Here is a 17,760-nt window from a genome sequence, read left to right on the forward strand (position 1 = left end):
CGGGGACCAGATACTTGGCCGGGACGTGCCGGCGGCCGAGGTAGAGGTAGAACAGACCAGCGGTGGTGATCGCCAGGATCGCCAGCCCGATCCAGTGCTCGGCCTCGATCAGCGGGAACGCCGCCCAGATCGCGATGCCGGCCACCAGGCCGAGCAGGATCACCTTGACGAGGAGGCCGGTCGCGGTGATCGGCGCGTGGTTCCGCGCGGTACGGGACGGGCGCGGGAGCCCGCGGCGAACGGGCTCCCGGCCCGGCGCCTGCGTGGCAGGCTCCGGGCCGGACAGCGACGTGCTCATTACTTGATCTGACCCGCGATGGTCTTGCCGGCGGCGGTGATCGTCTGCGCCGGGTCGGCGCCGCCGATGACGGCGGCCTCCGCCTTGCCGAACGGGTCCCAGATCGCGGCCATGGCCGGGATCGCCGGGAGCACCTGGCCGTTCTTACCGGCCTCCTGGAACTTGGCCAGGTCCGGGTCCTCGCCCTTGACCTGGTCCAGCGCTGCGGTCAGCGCCGGCGGGCGCGGCTCGGCCTCGTACAGGGCCACGGCCAGATCGGGCTTGGTGACGTAGTTCGCCACGAACTCCTGGGCCAGGGCCTTGTTCTTGCCCTTGGCGGCCACGTAGAAGGCCTGCACGCCCACGAACGGCTGGGCCTCCTTGCCGCCGGCGAAGCCGGGGACCGGGGAGATGTCGTACTTGACGCCGGCCTTCTTCACGTCGGCGGTCGCCCACGGACCGGAGACCAGGTAGGCGCACTTCTTGCCGGTGAAGTTGGCGATCGAGTTGGTGTCGGCGATGGAGCGCTTCAGCACGCCCTCGCCCTTCTCGCCGAGCTTCCCGATCTTCTGGAAGGCAGCGATCGACTCCGGCTTGCCCACGCCCAGGTCCTTCGGGTCGTAGTCGCCGTTGGCCGCGGTGCCGAAGAGGTAGCCGCCGGCCGAGGTGTACAGCGGGTAGATGTGGTACGCGTCGCCGTTCTGGCCGACCTGAAGGCAGAGGATCTCGCTGACCTTCTTCTCGGCCTTGAGCTTCTTGCCGGCGGCGACCAGGTCCTCGATCGTCTTCGGGGCCTCGGGGGCCAGCTCGGTGTTACGGATCAGCGCCAGGTTCTCCTGCGCGTAGGGCACGCCGTAGAGCTGGCCGTTGAAGGTGACAGCCTTGACGGCGACCTCGCTGAACCCGCCCTTCTGGTCGGCCGCGAGCTGCACCGGGTCGATGGCACCGTTCTGGACCAGGTTGCCGATCCAGTCGTGCGCGCCGACGACGACGTCCGGGCCGCTGCCCTGCTGCGAGGCGGTGACGAAGTTGGTCTGCAGGTCCTTGGAGACGGCGTTGACCTCGACGGTGACCCCGTTCTCCTTGCCGAACTCCTCGGCGAACGGCTTGAGGGCTGCGGTCCGCTTGTCGTCGGCCCAGATGACCAGCTTGCCGCCCGCCGCCTTGGCGGACTCCTTGGCGGCCGGCTTGTCGCTGTCACTGCCACCGCAGCCCGAGGCGGCGAGCGCCAGGCCGAGGACAGCGACCACACCCGCGGTACGGATGCGCATCGGTACTCCTGTCGTCATGGCGGCCCGCCGGGGGAAGGGCGGCCCGCCAGTGGAAACCTCTGGAATTTCTTGCTGACCGGCGCTGGGTGCCGCGCCGCTGCTCTCGCGTGTTGCGGGGACGTTAGCAAGGCGTTGCAGAGAATGGAAGGTATTGCAGGAGTGTACGCAAGAACTTTCCCGTGAGCTAAAGTGCCGCCATGCGCGCTCGACTGTCCGACATCGCCCAACAGGCCGAAGTCAGCGAGGCCACGGTGTCGCGGGTGCTCAACGACCGCCCGGGAGTGGCCCCGGAGACCCGGCAGGCCGTCCTCACCGCCCTCGACGTGCTCGGGTACGAGCGCCCCGCCCGGCTGCGCAAGCGCAGCGCCGGCCTGGTCGGCCTGGTCGTGCCGGAGCTGGACAACCCGATCTTCCCGGCCTTCGCCCAGATCATCGAGTCCACTCTGGCGCAGAGCGGCTTCACCCCGGTGCTCTGCACCCAGACCCCCGGCGGCGTCACCGAGGACGAGTACGTCGAGATGCTGCTGGACCGGCAGGTGTCCGGGATCGTCTTCGTCTCTGGCCTGCACGCCGACACCGCCGCCAACCACGATCGGTACCGCGCGCTGATCGCCCGACCGCTGCCGATCGTCATGATCAACGGGTACGCGCCCGGCATCGCGGCACCCTTCGTCTCCTGCGACGACGGGGAGGCCACCGAGCTGGCCATCGCCCACCTGGTCGCGCTCGGCCACCGGCGGATCGGCCTGATCACCGGCCCGGACCGCTTCGTGCCGGTGCAGCGCCGGGTGGCCCGCTTCCGGACGGCCCTGACCCGGCTGGCCGGCGCGACCGAGGTGGAGGTCGCGGAACTGGCCGAACTCTCCCTCTTCGGCGTCGAGGGCGGGGAGGCCGCCGCCGGCCGGCTGATCGAGCGCGGGGTGACCGGCATCGTCTGCGGCTCCGACCTGATGGCGCTCGGCGCGATCCGGGCCGCCCGCCAGCGCAGGCTCGCCGTCCCCGACGACGTCTCCGTGGTCGGCTACGACGACTCCCCGCTGATGGCCTTCACCGACCCGCCACTGACGACCATGCGCCAGCCGGTCGCCGCCATGGCCGTGGCCGCGGTCCGGGCCCTGGTCGACGAGATCAACGGGCATCCCGCTCCGCACTCCGAATACCTGTTCCGCCCCGAGCTGGTGGTACGCGGCTCCACCGCCGTGGTCCGCCCGGCCGACGCCGCCCCGGGGAGCGGAGCTGGGCGCCAGCGTCCGCCGACCTCCTCCCTCGCCGTGCCCGCCTGAGCCGACCCGCCCCGGCCCACCGGCCAGGACGCGGCCGGCGTGTTCGCCAGGTCGGCGACCGAGCGGGATCCCGGGCGCCCGAAGCGCCCGTACGTCCCGCGCGGTGGGACAGATGGGGGCTGGAGAGCGACCCCACCCGCGCCAGTGCTGTCATTTCTTGCGCAAGGAATGCTTGACTCTTGCAGCGCTCGGGCGGCATCCTGCTCAGACACCGCGCCGTCACCCACACCGCGCGGGGTGCTGCCCTCCCGCGACAGAGAACGGGGATCGTCACCGATGACCGCCGCCACCAACCCCACGCCGCTGACCTCCGACGACGACTGGTGGCGATCCGCGGTCGTCTACCAGGTCTACGTCCGCAGCTTCGCAGACGCCAACGGCGACGGCGTGGGCGACCTCCAGGGCATCCGGGAGCGCCTGCCGTACCTGCGCGACCTCGGCGTCGACGCGCTCTGGCTGACGCCGTTCTACACCTCGCCGCAGGTGGACGCCGGCTACGACGTGGCCGACTACCGGGACGTGGACCGACTCTTCGGCACCCTCACCGACTTCGACGCGATGATCACCGACGCGCACGCCCTGGGCCTGCGCATCATCGCGGACCTGGTACCCAACCACACGTCCAGCGCGCACCCGTGGTTCCAGGCGGCGCTCGCGGCCGGCCCGGGTTCCGCCGAGCGCGAGCGCTACCTGTTCGCCGAGGGCCAGGGCGAGGCGGGTGAGCTGCCGCCGAACGACTGGGAGAGCATCTTCGGCGGCCCCGCCTGGACCCGGGTGGCCGACGGCCAGTGGTACCTGCACCTGTTCGACCCGGCCCAGCCCGACCTGAACTGGCGCCACCCCGAGGTACGCGCCGAGTTCGAGGACATCCTGCGGTTCTGGCTCGACCGGGGCGTGGACGGCTTCCGGATCGACGTGGCGCACGGGATGATCAAGGCCGAGGGGCTGCCGGACGTCGGCTTCAACTCGATGACCACCGGCCAGCGCCAGTCCGAGCTGCTGGGCAAGGGCCGGCTGCCGTACTTCGACCAGGACGAGGTGCACGACATCTACCGCGCCTGGCGGCCGATCCTGGACAGCTACCCGGGCGGCCGGATGGCGGTGGCCGAGGCGTGGGCGGAGACCCCGCAGCGCCTCGCCCGCTACATCGGCCCGGACGAGCTGCACCAGGCGTTCAGCTTCGACTTCCTCGACGCCACCTGGTCGGCCGACTCGTTCCGCAAGGTGATCGACACCGCGCTCGCCGAGTCGACCATCGTCGGCGCGCCCACCACCTGGGTCCTCTCCAACCACGACCGGCAGCGGCACGTCACCCGGTACGGCGACGGCGAGGTCGGCCTGCGCCGCGCTCGGGCCGCCGCCCTGCTGATGCTCTCCCTGCCCGGCTGCGCGTACGTCTACCAGGGCGAGGAACTGGGCCTGCCCGAGGTGCTGGACCTCCCCGACGAGCTGCGCCAGGACCCGGCGTTCCTGCGTACCGGCGAGAGCCGGGACGGCTGCCGGGTGCCGATCCCGTGGAGCGGCGAGCTGGCCCCGTACGGCTTCGGGCCGGCCGGCAGCGAGCTGAGCTGGCTGCCGGCGCCGACGACCTGGCGGGCCCTGTCGGTGGCCGCCCAGACCGGGGTACCCGGCTCGACGCTGGAGCTCTACCGGGCGGCCCTGCGGATCCGGCACGAACACCCGGCGCTGGCCGGCACCGACGGCATCACCTGGCTGGAGACCGAGCCCGGGGTGCTGGCGTTCCGCCGTACCGCCGGGGACGCCGAGTTCACCTGCGTGATCAACATCAGCGGCACCGAGGTCACGATCGCCGGCCACGACCGGCCGATCGCCGCCAGCGCCGACCTCACCGAGCAGGGCGACGGGCACGTCCTGCCGGTGGACGCGGCTGCGTGGTTCGAACGGCGCTGAGCCGGGTAACCCGCCATTGACCTGGTCGTCCGTTGTGCTCCGCGCCGACGGGCGGCTGGGCTACCGACCCCTTGTGGTGGGGGGTGAGGTGGCGCCGGCGCCTCGGGGAGTCCGCTCCCCGAGGCGTCGGTGTCCATCTGGAACGCCACGTTCAGCGCAGGTCCGCACCGGCGCTCGGCGCCCGCCCGGCGGACGTCGGCCGGTCCGCGAGGAGGGCTTCGTCGTCCTCGCCGACTCGAGTTCTGCGTACTCGACCACGCACCGCGCCGGTGAGCGGGGTCAGTCCCCCTTGCTGGTGAGCAGCTCGGCGATCCGGGCGAAACCGGCCCGCACCTCGTCCCGGCTGGGCGGTGTCACCGGCTCGGCCGCCGGCTCCTGCTCGGCGGCGAGCTCCAGCTCCTCGTCGATGGTGTCCTCGAAGTCGCCGTAGAGGTCCGCCTGGTCGACCTGGGCCGTCTCTTCCTCGGCGGCGAGCTGGGACGCCGCGATCTCGCCGCGGATCTCCTCGGCGGTCAGCGCCGGCAGCAGCGGTTCGACCACCGCCATCAGCTGCTCCTCGGCCACCACCGCCTCGGCCAAGGCGAGCGCGTGTGGCCGCTCGTACGGGCCGCAGACCACCGGTTCCCACTCGTCGGCGTCGCCGAGCGGGCCGAAGGTGATGATCCACGGCAGGCCGAGCATCGGCGAGTCGTCCGGCAGGTCCAGTGTCACGAGTGCGCCCACCGGCCCATCATGGTCGCTCCCGCCCGGCAGATCCGCGCAGATTCACGGAAAGTGTGGTCTCCGCACGTCGGGAGGCCCCATTTTCCGGAAAGTGAGCGAACCCCGGTCGAGCCCGCGGCGGCCCTGCGCGGGGTCCGCCGGGCTCAGGCCGGGTGAGTGGCGTCGAGGGCGGCGCGGATCAGGGCGAGCGCGCGGTCCGGTGGGACGCCCAGTCGGACCGCCTCGGCGGCGTACTCGGTGGCGGCGCGGTGCAGGCGGTCGGCGGCGTCGTCGCGCCCCGGTGCCACCACGGTCCCGTGCCGCCCCCGGGTCTCCACCAGCCCGGCCCCCTCCAGCTCCCGGTACGCCCGGGCCACGGTGTTCACCGCCAGGCCCAGGTCGCCGGCGAGCTGCCGGACCGCGGGCAGCCGGGTGCCGACCGGCAACCGGCCGTCGCCGATCATCCCGGCGAGCTGCCCGCGCACCTGCTCGTACGGGGGCACCGTCGAGCCCGGGTCGATCCGGATCCGCATCTCAGCCCGCTCCTCCCGGCGTACCCGGCTCGGGCACCTCGTCGGCCTCCACGTCCACCTCCCGGGCCGCGCCGCCCTCGGCCAGGTCCACCACCCGGCCGTACCGGCTGGTGGCGGCCAGCGCCGCGCCGAAGAGCACCAACTGGTTGAGCAGGTAGAGGTAGAGCAGCAGCCCCACCGCGGTGGCCACCACCGTGTACGCCGGATTCCGCTCGGTGCGCATCACGTAGTAGCGGCCGACCGTGTTCAGCAGGGTGATGCCGACGGCGACCACCAGCACCACCGGCCGCAGCCGGCGACGGCTCATCCGCAGCCGGGGGACCGCCACCAGCAGCGCCACCGCCAGCACCGCGTTGATCACGACGCTGAGCACGGCGCTCACCGTGGTCAGCCCGAACGACCCGGTACTGCGCAGCAGGAAGCGCAGCAGCGACTCCAGCGCGTCGACGGCGGCGACCGAGATGCCGAGCATCAGGAAGACCACCACCAGCACGCCCAGGTCGACCAGCCGGCGGACCACCAGATTGCCGGGCTGCTGGTTGAAGCCGTACATCAGCCGCTGCGAGGAACGGATCGCCTCCACCCAGCCGATCCCGGTGATGACCAGGATGACCAGGCCGACCACCCCGACCGTGCCGCTGCTCTGCTCGATCTGGTCCGGCTTGAGGAACGGCAGGTTCTCCCGGAGGAAATCCGCCGCCGCCCTGCTGACCTCGTCGTTGTCCTCGATGATCGCGCCGAGGACCCAGTATCCGACCAGGGCCAGCGCGAAGACCGCGAAGAAGCCGTAGTAGGCGATCGCGGCCGCGAGCCGGCCGCCGAGCACCTCGGCGTAGAGTGCCCCGGCCCGCCACAGGTGGTCGAACGCCGCCGACCGGAGCCGGGCCACGTCGATCCGGCGCCCCACCGCGGCCTCGATCCGGCCGAGCACGTTCACCACGTCATCCTCACCGATTCCCCACCCGACGGCGGGCCGGCCACGCGCTCAGCTCAACCGCCCAGGCGGAAGTCGCGGCGGGGCTGCCACCGGGTCGCCCCGCTGTGCGAGAAGAGGGTGAACCCCTCCACCTCGAACAGCGCCGAGAAGTCGGCCAGATCCTCGTACACCTTGTCGAGCACCTCAGGGGGGACGTCCTGGGCCACCGTGACGTGCGGGTGGTACGGGAAGCGGGCCTCCCGGTGCAGCTCGGGGGCCGCGTTGATGGCGGCGGCGAGCAGCTCGCACTCGCTGATCCCGGCCGCCACCGCCACGAAGACCACCTGGGTGACCGGGCGGAAGGTGCCGGTGCCCCGCAGGTGCAGGGTGAACGGCAGGTGGGTGGCGGCCACCCGGGCCAGGTGCGCCTCGACCGCGGAGAGAGCGCGTACCGGGATCTCGGTCGGCCCGAGCAGGGTGACGTGGGCCGGGACGGCCTGCGGGTCACCGGCCTCGACCCGGCGGCGGGTGAGCATTCCGCCCCACGGCTCGGGGATGTCCACCGCGATCCCGATCTGGATGGAGTCGTCGGCGTCCGGCGCCCCGTCCCTGCGATCCACGCTCCGCGCCACCCCTCCGGCCACCGACTGCGTCCACCCGTTCCCGTCGCGCCCGGGCCGCTACTCGAAGCGGACCGGGGGGAAGAACCCGATCCGCTCGTACGCCGTCCGCAGCGTCGCCGCGGCGACCGCCCGAGCCTTCTCGGCGCCCTGGGCGAGCAGCTTGTCGAGCTGCGCCGGGTCGTCCAGGTAGCCGCGGGTGCGCTCCTGGATCGGAGTGACGAACTCCCGAACCACCTCGGCCAGGTCCTTCTTGAGGTCGCCGTAGCCCTTGCCGTCGTACGCGGCGACCAGATCGTCGATGCTGCGCCCGGAGAGCGCCGAGTAGATGGAGAGCAGGTTGGCGATGCCCGGCTTGCCCTCGGCGTCGAAGACGATCTCGCGGCCGGTGTCGGTGACCGCGGAGCGGATCTTCTTGGCCGAGCGGGCCGGATCCTCCAGCAGGTCGATGATGCCGGCCGGTGAGGAGGACGACTTCGACATCTTGGCCGTCGGGTCCTGCAGGTCGGTGATCTTCGCGGTGTCCTTGACGATGTGCGGCGCGGGCACCGTGAAGGTCGGGCCGAACAGCGTGTTGAACCGCTGGGCCAGGTCGCGGGAGAGTTCCAGGTGCTGCCGCTGGTCCTCGCCGACCGGCACCGCGTGCGCCTGGTAGAGCAGGATGTCGGCGGCCTGGAGGATCGGGTACGTGAAGAGGCCGACGCTGGCCCGCTCGTTGCCCTGCTTCTGCGACTTGTCCTTGAACTGGGTCATCCGGCTGGCCTCGCCGAAGCCGGTGATGCAGCCGAGCACCCAGGCCAGCTGCGGGTGCTCGGGCACCTGCGACTGGACGAAGAGGGTGCTGCGCTCCGGGTCGATCCCGACGGCGAAGAGCTGCGCGGCGGCGATCCGGGAGCGCTGCTTGAGCACCTTCGGGTCGTGCCCGGCGGTGATCGCGTGCAGGTCGACCACGCAGTAGAAGGCATCGTGGCTGTCCTGCAGGGCCACCCAGTGCCGCACCGCACCCAGATAGTTGCCGAGGTGGAACGAGTCGGCCGTCGGCTGGATGCCGGAGAAGACGCGGGGGCGGGCGGGTACGTCGGACATGCCGGCAATTCTGTCAGCAAGGCCCGGCGTACGTCATGACGGGCCGGCGGGTCGGCGCTCGGCGGACGCGACCGGGGTCGGGACCTCACGCCGCTGCTCGGGCAGCCGCGCGGCGGAGACCGCGAGCCGGGACACCCGCCGCCCGTCCAACGCGAGCACCCGCAGCAGCCAGCCGCCCGGCGGGTCGTCCGGGTCGGGCCCGCCCGGAGCCACCGGCACCTCGTCCCCGGCCACCGGCAGCCGGCCCAGGGCGGCCATCACGAACCCGCCGACCGTCTCGTACGGCCCGGCGGGCAGCGGCACCCCGGTGCGCTCGGCGAAGTCGGCCAGGTTGAGCCGGCCGTCGACCACGGCGGGCAGGCCGGCGTGAGCCGGGTCGGGTGGGCCGTCGTACTCGTCGTGGATCTCCCCGACCAACTCCTCGACCAGGTCCTCGCACGTGACGATGCCGGCGGTGCCGCCGTACTCGTCGACCACCACGGCCAGGTGGTGCCCCTCCCGGCGCATCTCGGTGAGCGCGGCCAGCACCCGCTTGCTGCCCGGCAACCGCTTCACCTCGCGGATCAGCTCACCGACCGTGCCGTGGCGCTCGCGCTCGGGGCGGAGCAGCACGTCCCGCAGGTGCACGAAGCCGACCACGTCGTCGTGGGTGCCGTCGACCACCGGGTAGCGGGTGTGGGTCTCGACCCGGACCAGCCGCTCCGCCTCAGCGACGGTGAGCCCGGCGGACAGGAACACCACTTCGGTGCGCGGCACCATCACCTCGCGGACCAGGCGCGCCCCGGCCACCAGCACCTCGTCGATGATCCGCCGTTCGTCCGGGTCGAGCACCGTGTTGGCGGCGACCAGGTCGCGCAGTTCGGCCTCGCTGATCCGCTCGCGGCCGGCCGTCGGACTGGCCCCGAGCAGGTCGGTGACCAGGCGGGTGGCGCCGTCGGCGGCGCGGACCACGAGCCGGGCCACGGTGCGCGCGAGGGGGCCGGGCTCGCGTCGCGGTCGCCCCGGAGGCCGTCGCCGGGGCCCGCGGCCGCCTGCCTCCCGCATGACAAGGATGGTAGACAGCGGGCAACCGGGCAGCGGGGCAATGTTCGGATCTGTTCAATCATGGCGGGTCATGGTGGAATGGCAGGAAGCCATGTACAGCCACGGCCCGACCAGCGGCCTTAGGGTGATCACGGACGGCCGCCACGGAACGCGGCCAGGCAGGAGGACCCGACGTGAAACTGCTCGTCACCGGCGGCGCCGGCTACATCGGCAGCGTGGTGACCCGGATGCTGCTGGACCACGGCCACGAGGTGACCGTCCTGGACGACCTGCGCACCGGCCACCGAGCAGCTCTCGCCCCCGAGGCCACCCACGTCGACCTGCCGGTCCACGAGGTCGCCCGGGTGCTCACCCCGGACGCCGGCTTCGACGGCGTGCTGCACTTCGCCGCGCTGATCGCCGCCGGCGAGTCGATGGTCAAGCCGGAGCTCTACTGGGCGACCAACACCGTCGGCTCGCTCGCCCTGATCGACGCGGCCCGCGCCGCCCGGGTGCCCCGGCTGGTCTTCTCCTCCACCGCCGCCGTCTACGGCAACCCGAGCGAGGTGCCCATCCCGGAGACCGCCGTGAAGGCCCCCACCAACACGTACGGGGCGACCAAGCTGGCCGTCGACATGGCGCTCACCTCCGAGGCGATCGCGCACAACCTGGCCGCCGTCTCGCTGCGCTACTTCAACGTCGCCGGGGCGTACCTGCACGACGGGCAGGCCATCGGCGAACGGCACGACCCGGAGACCCACCTCATCCCGCTCGCCCTCGACGTGGCGGCCGGCCGGCGCGAGAAGCTCCAGCTCTTCGGCGACGACTACCCCACCGTCGACGGCACCTGCATCCGGGACTACATCCACGTCGAGGACCTGGCCCGGGCGCACCTGCTGGCGCTGACCGCCGCCGTCCCCGGCCGGCACCTGATCTACAACCTCGGCAACGGCAACGGCTTCACCAACCGCCAGGTGATCGAGGTGGTCCGCGAGGTCACCGGCCAGCCCGTACCGGTCGAGGTGGCCCCCCGCCGCGAGGGTGACCCGGCCGAGCTGGTCGCCTCCTCCGCGCTGGCCCGCGAGGAACTGGGCTGGGTGCCGCAGAAGCCCACCCTGCACGACATGGTCGGCGACGCCTGGGCCTTCTACCAGGCGCACGTCCTGGGACAGCGGTGACCACCGCGACCCCCACCACCGCCACCGCGCCGTCCGGCGACGTCGCCGCCCGCGCCACCGCCGGCTTCCGGCAGCGGTACGACGCGGAGCCGGCCGGCCGCTGGGTCGCACCCGGTCGGGTCAACCTGATCGGCGAGCACACCGACTACAACGAGGGCTTCGTGCTCCCGTTCGCGCTGCCGCTGCGTACCGTGGTCGCCGCGGCCCCGCGGGACGACGAACGCTGGACGGTCTGGTCGGAGCTGGCCGACGAGCCGGTCGAGTTCGGCCCGGCCGAGGCCGACGAACCCGGCCGAGTCACCGGCTGGGCCGCCTACGTGGCCGGGGTGGTCTGGACGCTGCGGGCCGCCGGTCACCGGGTGCCGGGGGCCCGGCTCGCCGTCGCCTCCGACGTGCCGGTCGGCTCCGGGCTCTCCTCGTCGGCGGCCGTCGAGGCGGCGGTGCTGGCCGCCCTGGTCGAGCTGGGCGGGCTGGACCTGCCGGCCGACCGGTGGCCACGGCTGGCCCAGCGGGCCGAGAACGACTACGTCGGGGCGCCCACCGGGATCATGGACCAGTCCGCCGTGATCCGCGGGCGCCCGGGGCACACCCTCTTCCTGGACTGTCGCACCGAAGACGTCGAACAGATCCCCTTCGACCTGGCGGCGGCCGGGCTGGCCATGCTGGTGGTGGACAGCCGGGCCCCGCACCGGCACGCCGACGGCGAGTACGCCGCCCGCCGCGCGTCGTGCGAGCGGGCGGCGCGGACCCTCGGGGTGCCGGCCCTGCGCGACGTGGCCGTCGCCGACCTCGACACGGCGCTGGCGAGGCTGCCCGACGAGGAGACCCGACGCCGGGTCCGGCACGTCGTCACCGAGGACCAGCGGGTGCTCGACACGGTCGCCCTGCTGCGCGCCGGCCGGGTACGCGACATCGGACCCCTGCTGACCGCCTCGCACGCCTCGATGCGCCACGACTTCGAGATCACCGTGCCGGAGGTGGACACCGCGGTCGAGGCGGCCCTCGCCGCCGGGGCGTACGGCGCCCGGATGACCGGCGGCGGCTTCGGCGGCTGCGTGCTCGCCCTGGTCGACGCCGACCGCGCACCGGCGGTCGCCGACGCCGTCACCGCCGCGTACGCCGAGCGCGGCTTCGCCGCCCCCCGCACCCTGACCGCCCTCCCGGTCGGCGGCGCCACCCGCCTCGATTGAGGCGGCCACCCGTCCTCACCGGACGGCGGGTAGGGTGTGGCGGCGTGAGCGACGCCGGACTGCGCGCCCAGGAACGAGCGAACGCGCTGTTCCAGGTCGGCCGGTACGCCGAGGCGGCGGAGGTGCTCAGCGAGGCGGTGGCCGGGCAGCCCGAGCACGTCGGCCTGCTGGTGCTGCTCGCCCGCTGCCGGCGGATGCTGGGCCAGCTCGCCGAGGCCATGCGGCTGGTGGACCGGGCGCTCGGGCTGACCAGGGCCCCGCAGCACCCGCTGGCCGAGAAGGCCCGGATCCTGCTCGACGCCGGCCACCCCGGGTACGCCGCGGCCGCCGCGCAGCAGGCCTTGGAGCTGGTGCCCCGCTCCTGGGAGTGCCACGCCCTCCTGGCACAGGCGCTGCTTGGCATGGGCAACCCCAACCGGGTACTGGCCGCCCGCCGGCACGCCGACATCGCCCTGGAACTCGGCCCCGACAACCCCGACCTGCATGTGCTCGACGCCCGGGTGCACGCCCGGATGGGCCGGCTCCGCGCGGCCCGGGACGCCTGCGGCCGGGCCCTCGCCGTCGACCCGGCGTTCGAGCCCGCGCTGCGGGAGCTGGCGAGGTTCGACGCCGGGCAGGACCGGACGAGCGCCGCCGCCCGCGGCTTCGGCGACGCCCTCGCCGCCAACCCGCGCGCCGCCTGGAACGTGACCGCCCACGAGGTTGTCTCCCTCGCGCTGGGCTGGCGGCTGTTCGACGTCACAGCGCTCGCCGCCCTCGCGTACTGGTCGGTGTTCGCGCTCGTCGACCCCGCGCCCGGCGGCGCACGTCCGGTGACAGCCGGACTGGTCCTGGTGGGCCTCGCCGGCGCGACCGGCTACGCCTGGCGGCGGCAGCCGGCCCCGGTACGCCGGCAGCTGCGGCGGTGGGCGCGCGCCGGGGCGGCCGTGCCCGGCCTCCTGCTCGTCCTGGCGGCGGTCGCTTCCCTCGTGCTCGGTGCCCTGGCGCCACGACTCGAGAGTCCGGCCGGTGGCGTGGCCACCCTGCTGCTGATCCCGGTGGGCGCGGTGCTGGCGTTCCGGCTCTGGCGGCAGCTCCGCCGCCGCGCCGGCATGGCATTCCGCCGCCTCGCCTACACCATCTGGCCCCGCCCCACCCCGCGGACCCCCGCGCCCGCGCCGACACGGCATTGATCAAGAAGTTTGCGCCTCAAGCGAAGATCGACTTTGACCGCGAGTGGGTCCGGCCGGGGTGCCGGGTGGGGTCAGCTGGCCTCGACGATCATGCCGGCGCCGACGGTCCGGTTGGTGCTCTCGTCGATGATGACGAAGCCGCCGGTGGTGCGGTTGCGGCGGTACCCGTCGGCGAGCAGCGGCACCGTGGTGCGCAGCCGCACCCGGCCGATCTCGTTGAGCTTCAGCTCGCCGGCCGCCTCGTCGCGGTGCAACGAGTTGATGTCCAACCGGTAGTGCAGCCCGCGCACGATCGCCCGCGCGGAGCGGGTGGTGTGCTTGATGGCGTACTTGCCGCCGACCTGCAGCGGGCGGGTCTCGTCCATCCAGCAGACCATCGCCTCGATGTCCTGCGCGACCGCCGGGGCGTTGTTCGGCCGGCAGATCATGTCGCCGCGCGAGATGTCGATCTCGTCGGTCAGCCGGACCGTCACCGACATCGGCGGGAACGCCTCGTTCACCGGGCCGTCGGCCGTCTCCACCGAAGCGATCCGGCTGGTGAAGCCGGACGGCAGCACCATCACCTCGTCGCCGGGCTTGAGCACCCCGGAGGCCACCTGGCCCGCGTAGCCGCGGTAGTCGGTGACGGTGGTGGACTGTGGCCGGATCACGTACTGCACCGGGAAGCGCACATCGACCAGGTTGCGGTCGGAGGCGATGTGCACCCGCTCCAGGTGGTGCAGCAGCGACGACCCCTCGTACCAGGGCATGTTGTCCGAGCGGGCGACGATGTTGTCGCCCCTCAGCGCGGAGATCGGCACCACGGTCAGGTCCGGCACGTCGAGCTTCGCGGCGAACGCGGTGAACTCGTCGGCGATCCGCTCGAACACGTCCTGCGACCAGTCCACCAGGTCCATCTTGTTGACGCAGAGGACCAGGTGCGGCACCCGCAGCAGCGAGCAGAGGAACGCGTGCCGGCGGGACTGCTCCACCAGGCCCTTGCGCGCGTCCACCAGGATCAGCGCCAGATCGGCGGTGGAGGCGCCGGTGACCATGTTCCGGGTGTACTGGATGTGCCCCGGGGTGTCGGCGATGATGAACTTCCGCCGCGGCGTGGCGAAGTATCGGTACGCCACGTCGATGGTGATGCCCTGCTCCCGCTCGGCCCGCAGTCCGTCCGTGAGCAGCGCCAGGTTGGTGTATTCGTCGCCCCGGGCCGCGCTGACCGCCTCGACGGCGGCGAGCTGGTCGGTGAAGAGCGACTTCGTGTCGTACAGCAGGCGGCCGATCAGGGTCGACTTGCCGTCGTCGACGCTGCCCGCGGTGGCGAACCGCAGCAGGTCCATTGGCCGGGCCTCCGGCCCGGGGGCCGTCGCGTCCGGTGCCAGCGTCTCCGCGCTCATCAGAAGTAGCCCTCCCGCTTGCGGTCCTCCATGGCGGCCTCGCTGACCCGGTCGTCGCCGCGGGTCGCACCGCGCTCGGTGATCCGCGTGGCGGCCACCTCCTCGATCACCTTCTCCACCGTGTCCGCCTCCGAGCGGACCGCCGCGGTGCAGGAGGCGTCACCCACGGTCCGGTAGCGCACCTGGGCCTTGAACGAATCCTCACCGGCGCGTGCCCGGAAGAACTCGTTGACCGCGTAGAGCATGCCGTCCCGCTCGATCACCTCACGCTCGTGCGCGTAGTAGATCGACGGCAGCGGGATCCACTCCCGGGCGATGTAGTGCCAGACGTCCAGCTCGGTCCAGTTGGACAGCGGGAACACCCGGATCGACTCGCCCGGATGGTGCCGACCGTTGTAGAGCGCCCACAACTCCGGGCGCTGGTTCTTCGGATCCCACTGGCCGAACTCGTCGCGGAAGCTGAACACGCGCTCCTTGGCCCGGGCCTTCTCCTCGTCCCGGCGGGCACCGCCGAAGAGCGCGTCGAAGCGGTGCTTCTCCACCGCGTCGAGCAGCACCGGCGTCTGGATCCGGTTGCGCATCCCGTCCGCCGACTCGCGGACCAGCCCCTTGGCCAGCGCCTCGGGCACGCTGGCCACGATGAGCTGCAGGCCGAGCTCGGCGACCCGCTGGTCCCGGTATTCCAGGACCTCAGGGAAGTTGTGCCCGGTGTCCACGTGCATCACCGGGAACGGGATGTTGGCCGGGGCGAACGCCTTCTGGGCCAACCGGAGCATCACGATCGAATCCTTGCCGCCGGAGAAGAGCAGCACCGGCCGCTCCATCTCGGCGACGACCTCGCGCATCACGAAGATGCTCTCCGCCTCCAGCGCGTCGAGGTGGGAGACCCGGTACGCGGCCGGGGCCGTCATGACACGAACTCGATTCGCTCAGATCCGCACATCCGGATTCCAGACCTTTCCGGTCGGACTCGTGAAGAAATCAGGCTACCCGGAATGCCGCTGCAACGCTGCAAGCAACCGACTGGCGAGATCCTTGCGACACACCAGCAGGTCGGGCAGGCGCGGGTCGGCCTCGTTGTATTTCAGCGCAGAACCGTCGATCCGGGAAGCGTGCAGGCCGGTGGCCGTCGCCACAGCGACCGGAGCAGCAGAGTCCCACTCGTACTGGCCGCCGGCGTGGATGTACGCGTCGACCTCCCCCGTGACCACAGCGGCGATCTTCGCCCCCGCCGAGCCCATCGGAACGAGATGAGCGCCGACGTCCTCTGCCAGATCGGTCAGAAAAACCGGCGGACGACTACGACTAGCCGCCAACCGGATGGTCCGCCCGCCGCCCGACGTGGCCGCCTCCAACGTCATCGGCGGGTACGCCGGCGGGTAGTCCGTGGCCAGCACCCGGTGCTGCGCCGGCAGCCCCACCGCACCCGCCACCAGGCCGTGCGACGCCGGCGCGTTCCGCGCCCAGAGCGCCACGTGCACCGCCCAGTCCGACCGGCCGTCCTCCGAGAACTCGCGGGTGCCGTCCAGCGGGTCGATGATCCACACCCGGTCCGCGTTCAGCCGGGACACCGCCTCGGAGCTCACCTCCGCCGTCCAGGCCAGCCGCGAACCCTCGTCCTCCTCCGACAGCACCGCGTCGCCCGGGCGCCACTTCGCCAGCTCGGTACGGATCAGGTCGTGCGAGACCTTGTCCCCGGCCGACTTCAACGCCCCGGGATCGGCGAAGCCCATCTCCGCGCGCAGGTTCATCAGCGCCTGCCCGGCCCGCGCCGCCAACCACCGGGCGAAGGCACCGTCGATCATCGGAGGATTAGCCATCTTCTCCCGCTCCCGTCGCAGGCATCCGCCACGTCAGAAAGGCGCAGACTACCGGCCCCGACCAGCCGAACCCGGTACGCCCCGCCAGGCGCTCAGGCGCCGTGGTAGAGGTTCTGCGTCGGCTCCACCCCACGGGTGACCACCGACTCCACCACGTCCGCCGCCCGGTCCACCAGGAACTCCAACTCCTTGCGTTCCAGCGAGGAGAAGTCCGACAACACGTAGTCTGCCGGGTCCTGCCGCCCCGGTGGCCGGCCGATACCGAACCGCACCCGTACGTAGTCCTTCGTGCCCAGCGACTTCGACATCGACCGCAGGCCGTTGTGGCCGCCCTCGCCGCCGCCGCACTTCACCCGCAGCTGCCCGTACGGGATGTCCAGCTCGTCGTGCACGGCGATCACCCGCCCCGGCGGGATCTTGTGGAACTGCGCCAGCGCGACCACCGGCCCGCCGGAGAGATTCATGTACGTCAGCGGCTTCACCAGCACCAGCTTCGGGCCGCCGAACCCGATCCGCCCCTCGGCGGCCTCCGCCATTGCCCGCTTGTGCCGGCCGAACTTCGCGCCCAGCCGGCCGGCCAGCAGGTCCGCCACCATGAAGCCGACGTTGTGCCGGTTGCCCGCGTACTCCCGACCGGGGTTGCCCAGGCCGACCACCAGCCACGGCCCCGCCTCGTCCGTCACGCCACGTCCCTTCCGCTCCTACCACGACGACTCCAGCTCGGCGCGTCCACCGACCCGCCACCGCCCGGAGCCGTCGAGCGACAACACCAGCTCGGCGCGTCTGCCCAGCGCGCCACGATCTGGTGCCGTCGCCTGGTGGCCGGCTCCGATACAGCGACAGGCGCCCCCGAAACCGGGGACGCCTGTCGCACAGCCTGCGGACCGATCAGGCCTCGGTCCGCTGCTCCTCGGCCGGAGCCTCCGCGCCCTCGGCGGCCGGAGCGCCCTCGGGAGCCTCAGCGGTCTCCTCGCCGACCTCAGCCTCAGCCTCTTCCTCGGCCGCCTCGACCTCGGGCAGGGTGGCCTCGAGCTGCTCGGCGGTCGGGGCGGCGGTCACCGTGGCGACCGGCAGCTCCGGGTCCGCGGCCAGCTCGACACCGGCCGGCAGCTTGACGTCGGCGGCGGTGACCTGGACGCCCGGCACGGCGCCCTCGATCGAGGCCTCCAGGTGGTCCGGCACCCGGGTGGCGTCGGCGGTCACCGACAGGGTGTCGTGGTCGTGCACGATCAGGGTGTCCTGCGCGGCCGCACCGGTCAGCTCGACCGGCACCTCCACGGTGACCTTCTCGCCACGGCGGACCAGCAGCAGGTCGACGTGCTCGAAGGTGTCCTTGATCGGGTCACGCTGGATCGCCTTCGGCAGCGCCAGCACCTGGGTGCCGTCGCTGACCTCG

The 17,760-nt window shown here is 72.5% G+C and carries 17 protein-coding genes and 1 pseudogene; 5 read left to right on the forward strand and 13 right to left on the reverse strand.

The genetic code is table 11. The annotated features are described in order from the left end of the window. Nucleotides 1-298 (reverse strand): annotated as a pseudogene (locus tag A6A27_RS46690) (ABC transporter permease subunit); the annotation flags it as partial. Continuing rightward, on the reverse strand, nucleotides 298-1,548 hold the full coding sequence (locus A6A27_RS40475) for a sugar ABC transporter substrate-binding protein (RefSeq protein WP_073839943.1): 1,251 nt from the start codon (nucleotides 1,546-1,548) through the stop codon (nucleotides 298-300). The pseudogene A6A27_RS46690 and the gene A6A27_RS40475, both read right to left, overlap by 1 nt. Nucleotides 1,549-1,745: 197 nt before the next feature. On the opposite strand from A6A27_RS40475, the gene A6A27_RS40480 reads away from it, so the two are divergent. Together A6A27_RS40480 and A6A27_RS40485 are read left to right on the forward strand one after the other, a co-directional pair. Further along, nucleotides 1,746-2,831, forward strand: a complete 1,086-nt coding sequence (locus A6A27_RS40480; RefSeq protein WP_073839944.1) for a LacI family DNA-binding transcriptional regulator — start codon at nucleotides 1,746-1,748, stop codon at nucleotides 2,829-2,831. Nucleotides 2,832-3,107: 276 nt separating this feature from the next. Beyond that, nucleotides 3,108-4,742, forward strand: coding sequence for a glycoside hydrolase family 13 protein (locus A6A27_RS40485; protein ID WP_073839945.1), 1,635 nt, complete (start codon nucleotides 3,108-3,110; stop codon nucleotides 4,740-4,742). A gap of 279 nt (nucleotides 4,743-5,021) precedes the next feature. Here A6A27_RS40485 and A6A27_RS40490 read toward each other — a convergent pair whose 3' ends face one another. The 6 genes from A6A27_RS40490 to A6A27_RS40515 all read right to left on the reverse strand — a co-directional run bounded on the left by A6A27_RS40490 (nucleotide 5,022) and on the right by A6A27_RS40515 (nucleotide 9,643). Continuing rightward, nucleotides 5,022-5,465 (reverse strand): hypothetical protein, encoded by a 444-nt coding sequence (locus A6A27_RS40490; RefSeq protein WP_073839946.1) that lies wholly within the window; start codon nucleotides 5,463-5,465, stop codon nucleotides 5,022-5,024. Nucleotides 5,466-5,608: 143 nt separating this feature from the next. Further along, a complete protein-coding gene (locus A6A27_RS40495) occupies nucleotides 5,609-5,977 on the reverse strand; it encodes a GntR family transcriptional regulator (protein ID WP_073839947.1) in 369 nt (122 codons plus the stop codon). A gap of 1 nt (nucleotide 5,978) precedes the next feature. Then, nucleotides 5,979-6,914 carry a YhjD/YihY/BrkB family envelope integrity protein gene (locus tag A6A27_RS40500; protein ID WP_073839948.1) on the reverse strand — a complete coding sequence of 312 codons (936 nt, stop codon included), beginning with the start codon at nucleotides 6,912-6,914 and terminating at the stop codon, nucleotides 5,979-5,981. A 53-nt stretch (nucleotides 6,915-6,967) separates the two neighbouring features. After that, nucleotides 6,968-7,513: a 2'-5' RNA ligase family protein gene (locus tag A6A27_RS40505; protein ID WP_198940668.1), complete on the reverse strand. Its 546-nt coding sequence runs from the start codon at nucleotides 7,511-7,513 to the stop codon at nucleotides 6,968-6,970. A 60-nt stretch (nucleotides 7,514-7,573) separates the two neighbouring features. After that, entirely contained in the window at nucleotides 7,574-8,599 is a 1,026-nt protein-coding gene (trpS, locus tag A6A27_RS40510; protein WP_073839950.1) for a tryptophan--tRNA ligase, read from the reverse strand. Nucleotides 8,600-8,632: 33 nt separating this feature from the next. Beyond that, on the reverse strand, nucleotides 8,633-9,643 hold the full coding sequence (locus A6A27_RS40515; RefSeq protein WP_083673254.1) for a hemolysin family protein: 1,011 nt from the start codon (nucleotides 9,641-9,643) through the stop codon (nucleotides 8,633-8,635). A 227-nt stretch (nucleotides 9,644-9,870) separates the two neighbouring features. Between A6A27_RS40515 and galE the strand changes: the two genes are divergently transcribed. Genes galE through A6A27_RS40530 form a run of 3 tightly spaced genes read left to right on the forward strand, consistent with a single transcriptional unit; the run spans nucleotide 9,871 to nucleotide 13,162 of the window. Then, on the forward strand, nucleotides 9,871-10,800 hold the full coding sequence (gene galE / locus A6A27_RS40520; protein WP_241825708.1) for a UDP-glucose 4-epimerase GalE: 930 nt from the start codon (nucleotides 9,871-9,873) through the stop codon (nucleotides 10,798-10,800). Continuing rightward, nucleotides 10,797-11,990: a galactokinase gene (gene galK, locus A6A27_RS40525; protein ID WP_073839953.1), complete on the forward strand. Its 1,194-nt coding sequence runs from the start codon at nucleotides 10,797-10,799 to the stop codon at nucleotides 11,988-11,990. The genes galE and galK overlap by 4 nt, the downstream gene beginning before the upstream one ends. A gap of 44 nt (nucleotides 11,991-12,034) precedes the next feature. Further along, entirely contained in the window at nucleotides 12,035-13,162 is a 1,128-nt protein-coding gene (locus A6A27_RS40530) for a tetratricopeptide repeat protein (protein ID WP_073839954.1), read from the forward strand. 71 nt (nucleotides 13,163-13,233) lie between these two features. Here the strand turns inward: A6A27_RS40530 and A6A27_RS40535 are convergent, their stop codons facing one another. The 5 genes from A6A27_RS40535 to A6A27_RS40555 form a co-directional block, all read right to left on the reverse strand. Next, the gene (locus A6A27_RS40535; RefSeq protein ID WP_073839955.1) at nucleotides 13,234-14,544 is read right to left on the reverse strand and encodes a sulfate adenylyltransferase subunit 1; all 1,311 of its coding nucleotides are present in this window, start codon (nucleotides 14,542-14,544) and stop codon (nucleotides 13,234-13,236) included. Further along, on the reverse strand, nucleotides 14,544-15,455 hold the full coding sequence (cysD, locus tag A6A27_RS40540) for a sulfate adenylyltransferase subunit CysD (RefSeq protein ID WP_073839956.1): 912 nt from the start codon (nucleotides 15,453-15,455) through the stop codon (nucleotides 14,544-14,546). The genes A6A27_RS40535 and cysD overlap by 1 nt, the downstream gene beginning before the upstream one ends. Before the next feature lie 75 nt (nucleotides 15,456-15,530). Beyond that, complete coding sequence (locus A6A27_RS40545) at nucleotides 15,531-16,364, reverse strand: 3'(2'),5'-bisphosphate nucleotidase CysQ (RefSeq protein ID WP_073839957.1); 834 nt, start codon at nucleotides 16,362-16,364, stop codon at nucleotides 15,531-15,533. Between the two features lie 92 nt (nucleotides 16,365-16,456). Next, nucleotides 16,457-17,047 carry an aminoacyl-tRNA hydrolase gene (gene pth, locus A6A27_RS40550; protein WP_073839958.1) on the reverse strand — a complete coding sequence of 197 codons (591 nt, stop codon included), beginning with the start codon at nucleotides 17,045-17,047 and terminating at the stop codon, nucleotides 16,457-16,459. Nucleotides 17,048-17,252: 205 nt separating this feature from the next. Further along, nucleotides 17,253-17,760 (reverse strand): 50S ribosomal protein L25 (locus A6A27_RS40555; protein ID WP_241825699.1); only part of this gene is annotated, 508 nt, incomplete at its 5' end.

It is taken from the genome of Micromonospora sp. CB01531 (assembly GCF_001905095.1).
Lineage (GTDB): Bacteria > Actinomycetota > Actinomycetes > Mycobacteriales > Micromonosporaceae > Micromonospora.

Coding starts and splice junctions, on each gene's coding strand:
- A6A27_RS40475 (WP_073839943.1), bottom strand. CDS start 1,548: ATGCGCATCCGTACCGCGGGTGTGGTCGCTGTCCTCGGCCTGGCGCTC.
- A6A27_RS40480 (WP_073839944.1), top strand. CDS start 1,746: ATGCGCGCTCGACTGTCCGACATCGCCCAACAGGCCGAAGTCAGCGAG.
- A6A27_RS40485 (WP_073839945.1), top strand. CDS start 3,108: ATGACCGCCGCCACCAACCCCACGCCGCTGACCTCCGACGACGACTGG.
- A6A27_RS40495 (WP_073839947.1), bottom strand. CDS start 5,977: ATGCGGATCCGGATCGACCCGGGCTCGACGGTGCCCCCGTACGAGCAG.
- trpS (WP_073839950.1), bottom strand. CDS start 8,599: ATGTCCGACGTACCCGCCCGCCCCCGCGTCTTCTCCGGCATCCAGCCG.
- A6A27_RS40515 (WP_083673254.1), bottom strand. CDS start 9,643: ATGCGGGAGGCAGGCGGCCGCGGGCCCCGGCGACGGCCTCCGGGGCGA.
- galE (WP_241825708.1), top strand. CDS start 9,871: ATGCTGCTGGACCACGGCCACGAGGTGACCGTCCTGGACGACCTGCGC.
- A6A27_RS40535 (WP_073839955.1), bottom strand. CDS start 14,544: ATGAGCGCGGAGACGCTGGCACCGGACGCGACGGCCCCCGGGCCGGAG.
- cysD (WP_073839956.1), bottom strand. CDS start 15,455: ATGACGGCCCCGGCCGCGTACCGGGTCTCCCACCTCGACGCGCTGGAG.
- A6A27_RS40545 (WP_073839957.1), bottom strand. CDS start 16,364: ATGGCTAATCCTCCGATGATCGACGGTGCCTTCGCCCGGTGGTTGGCG.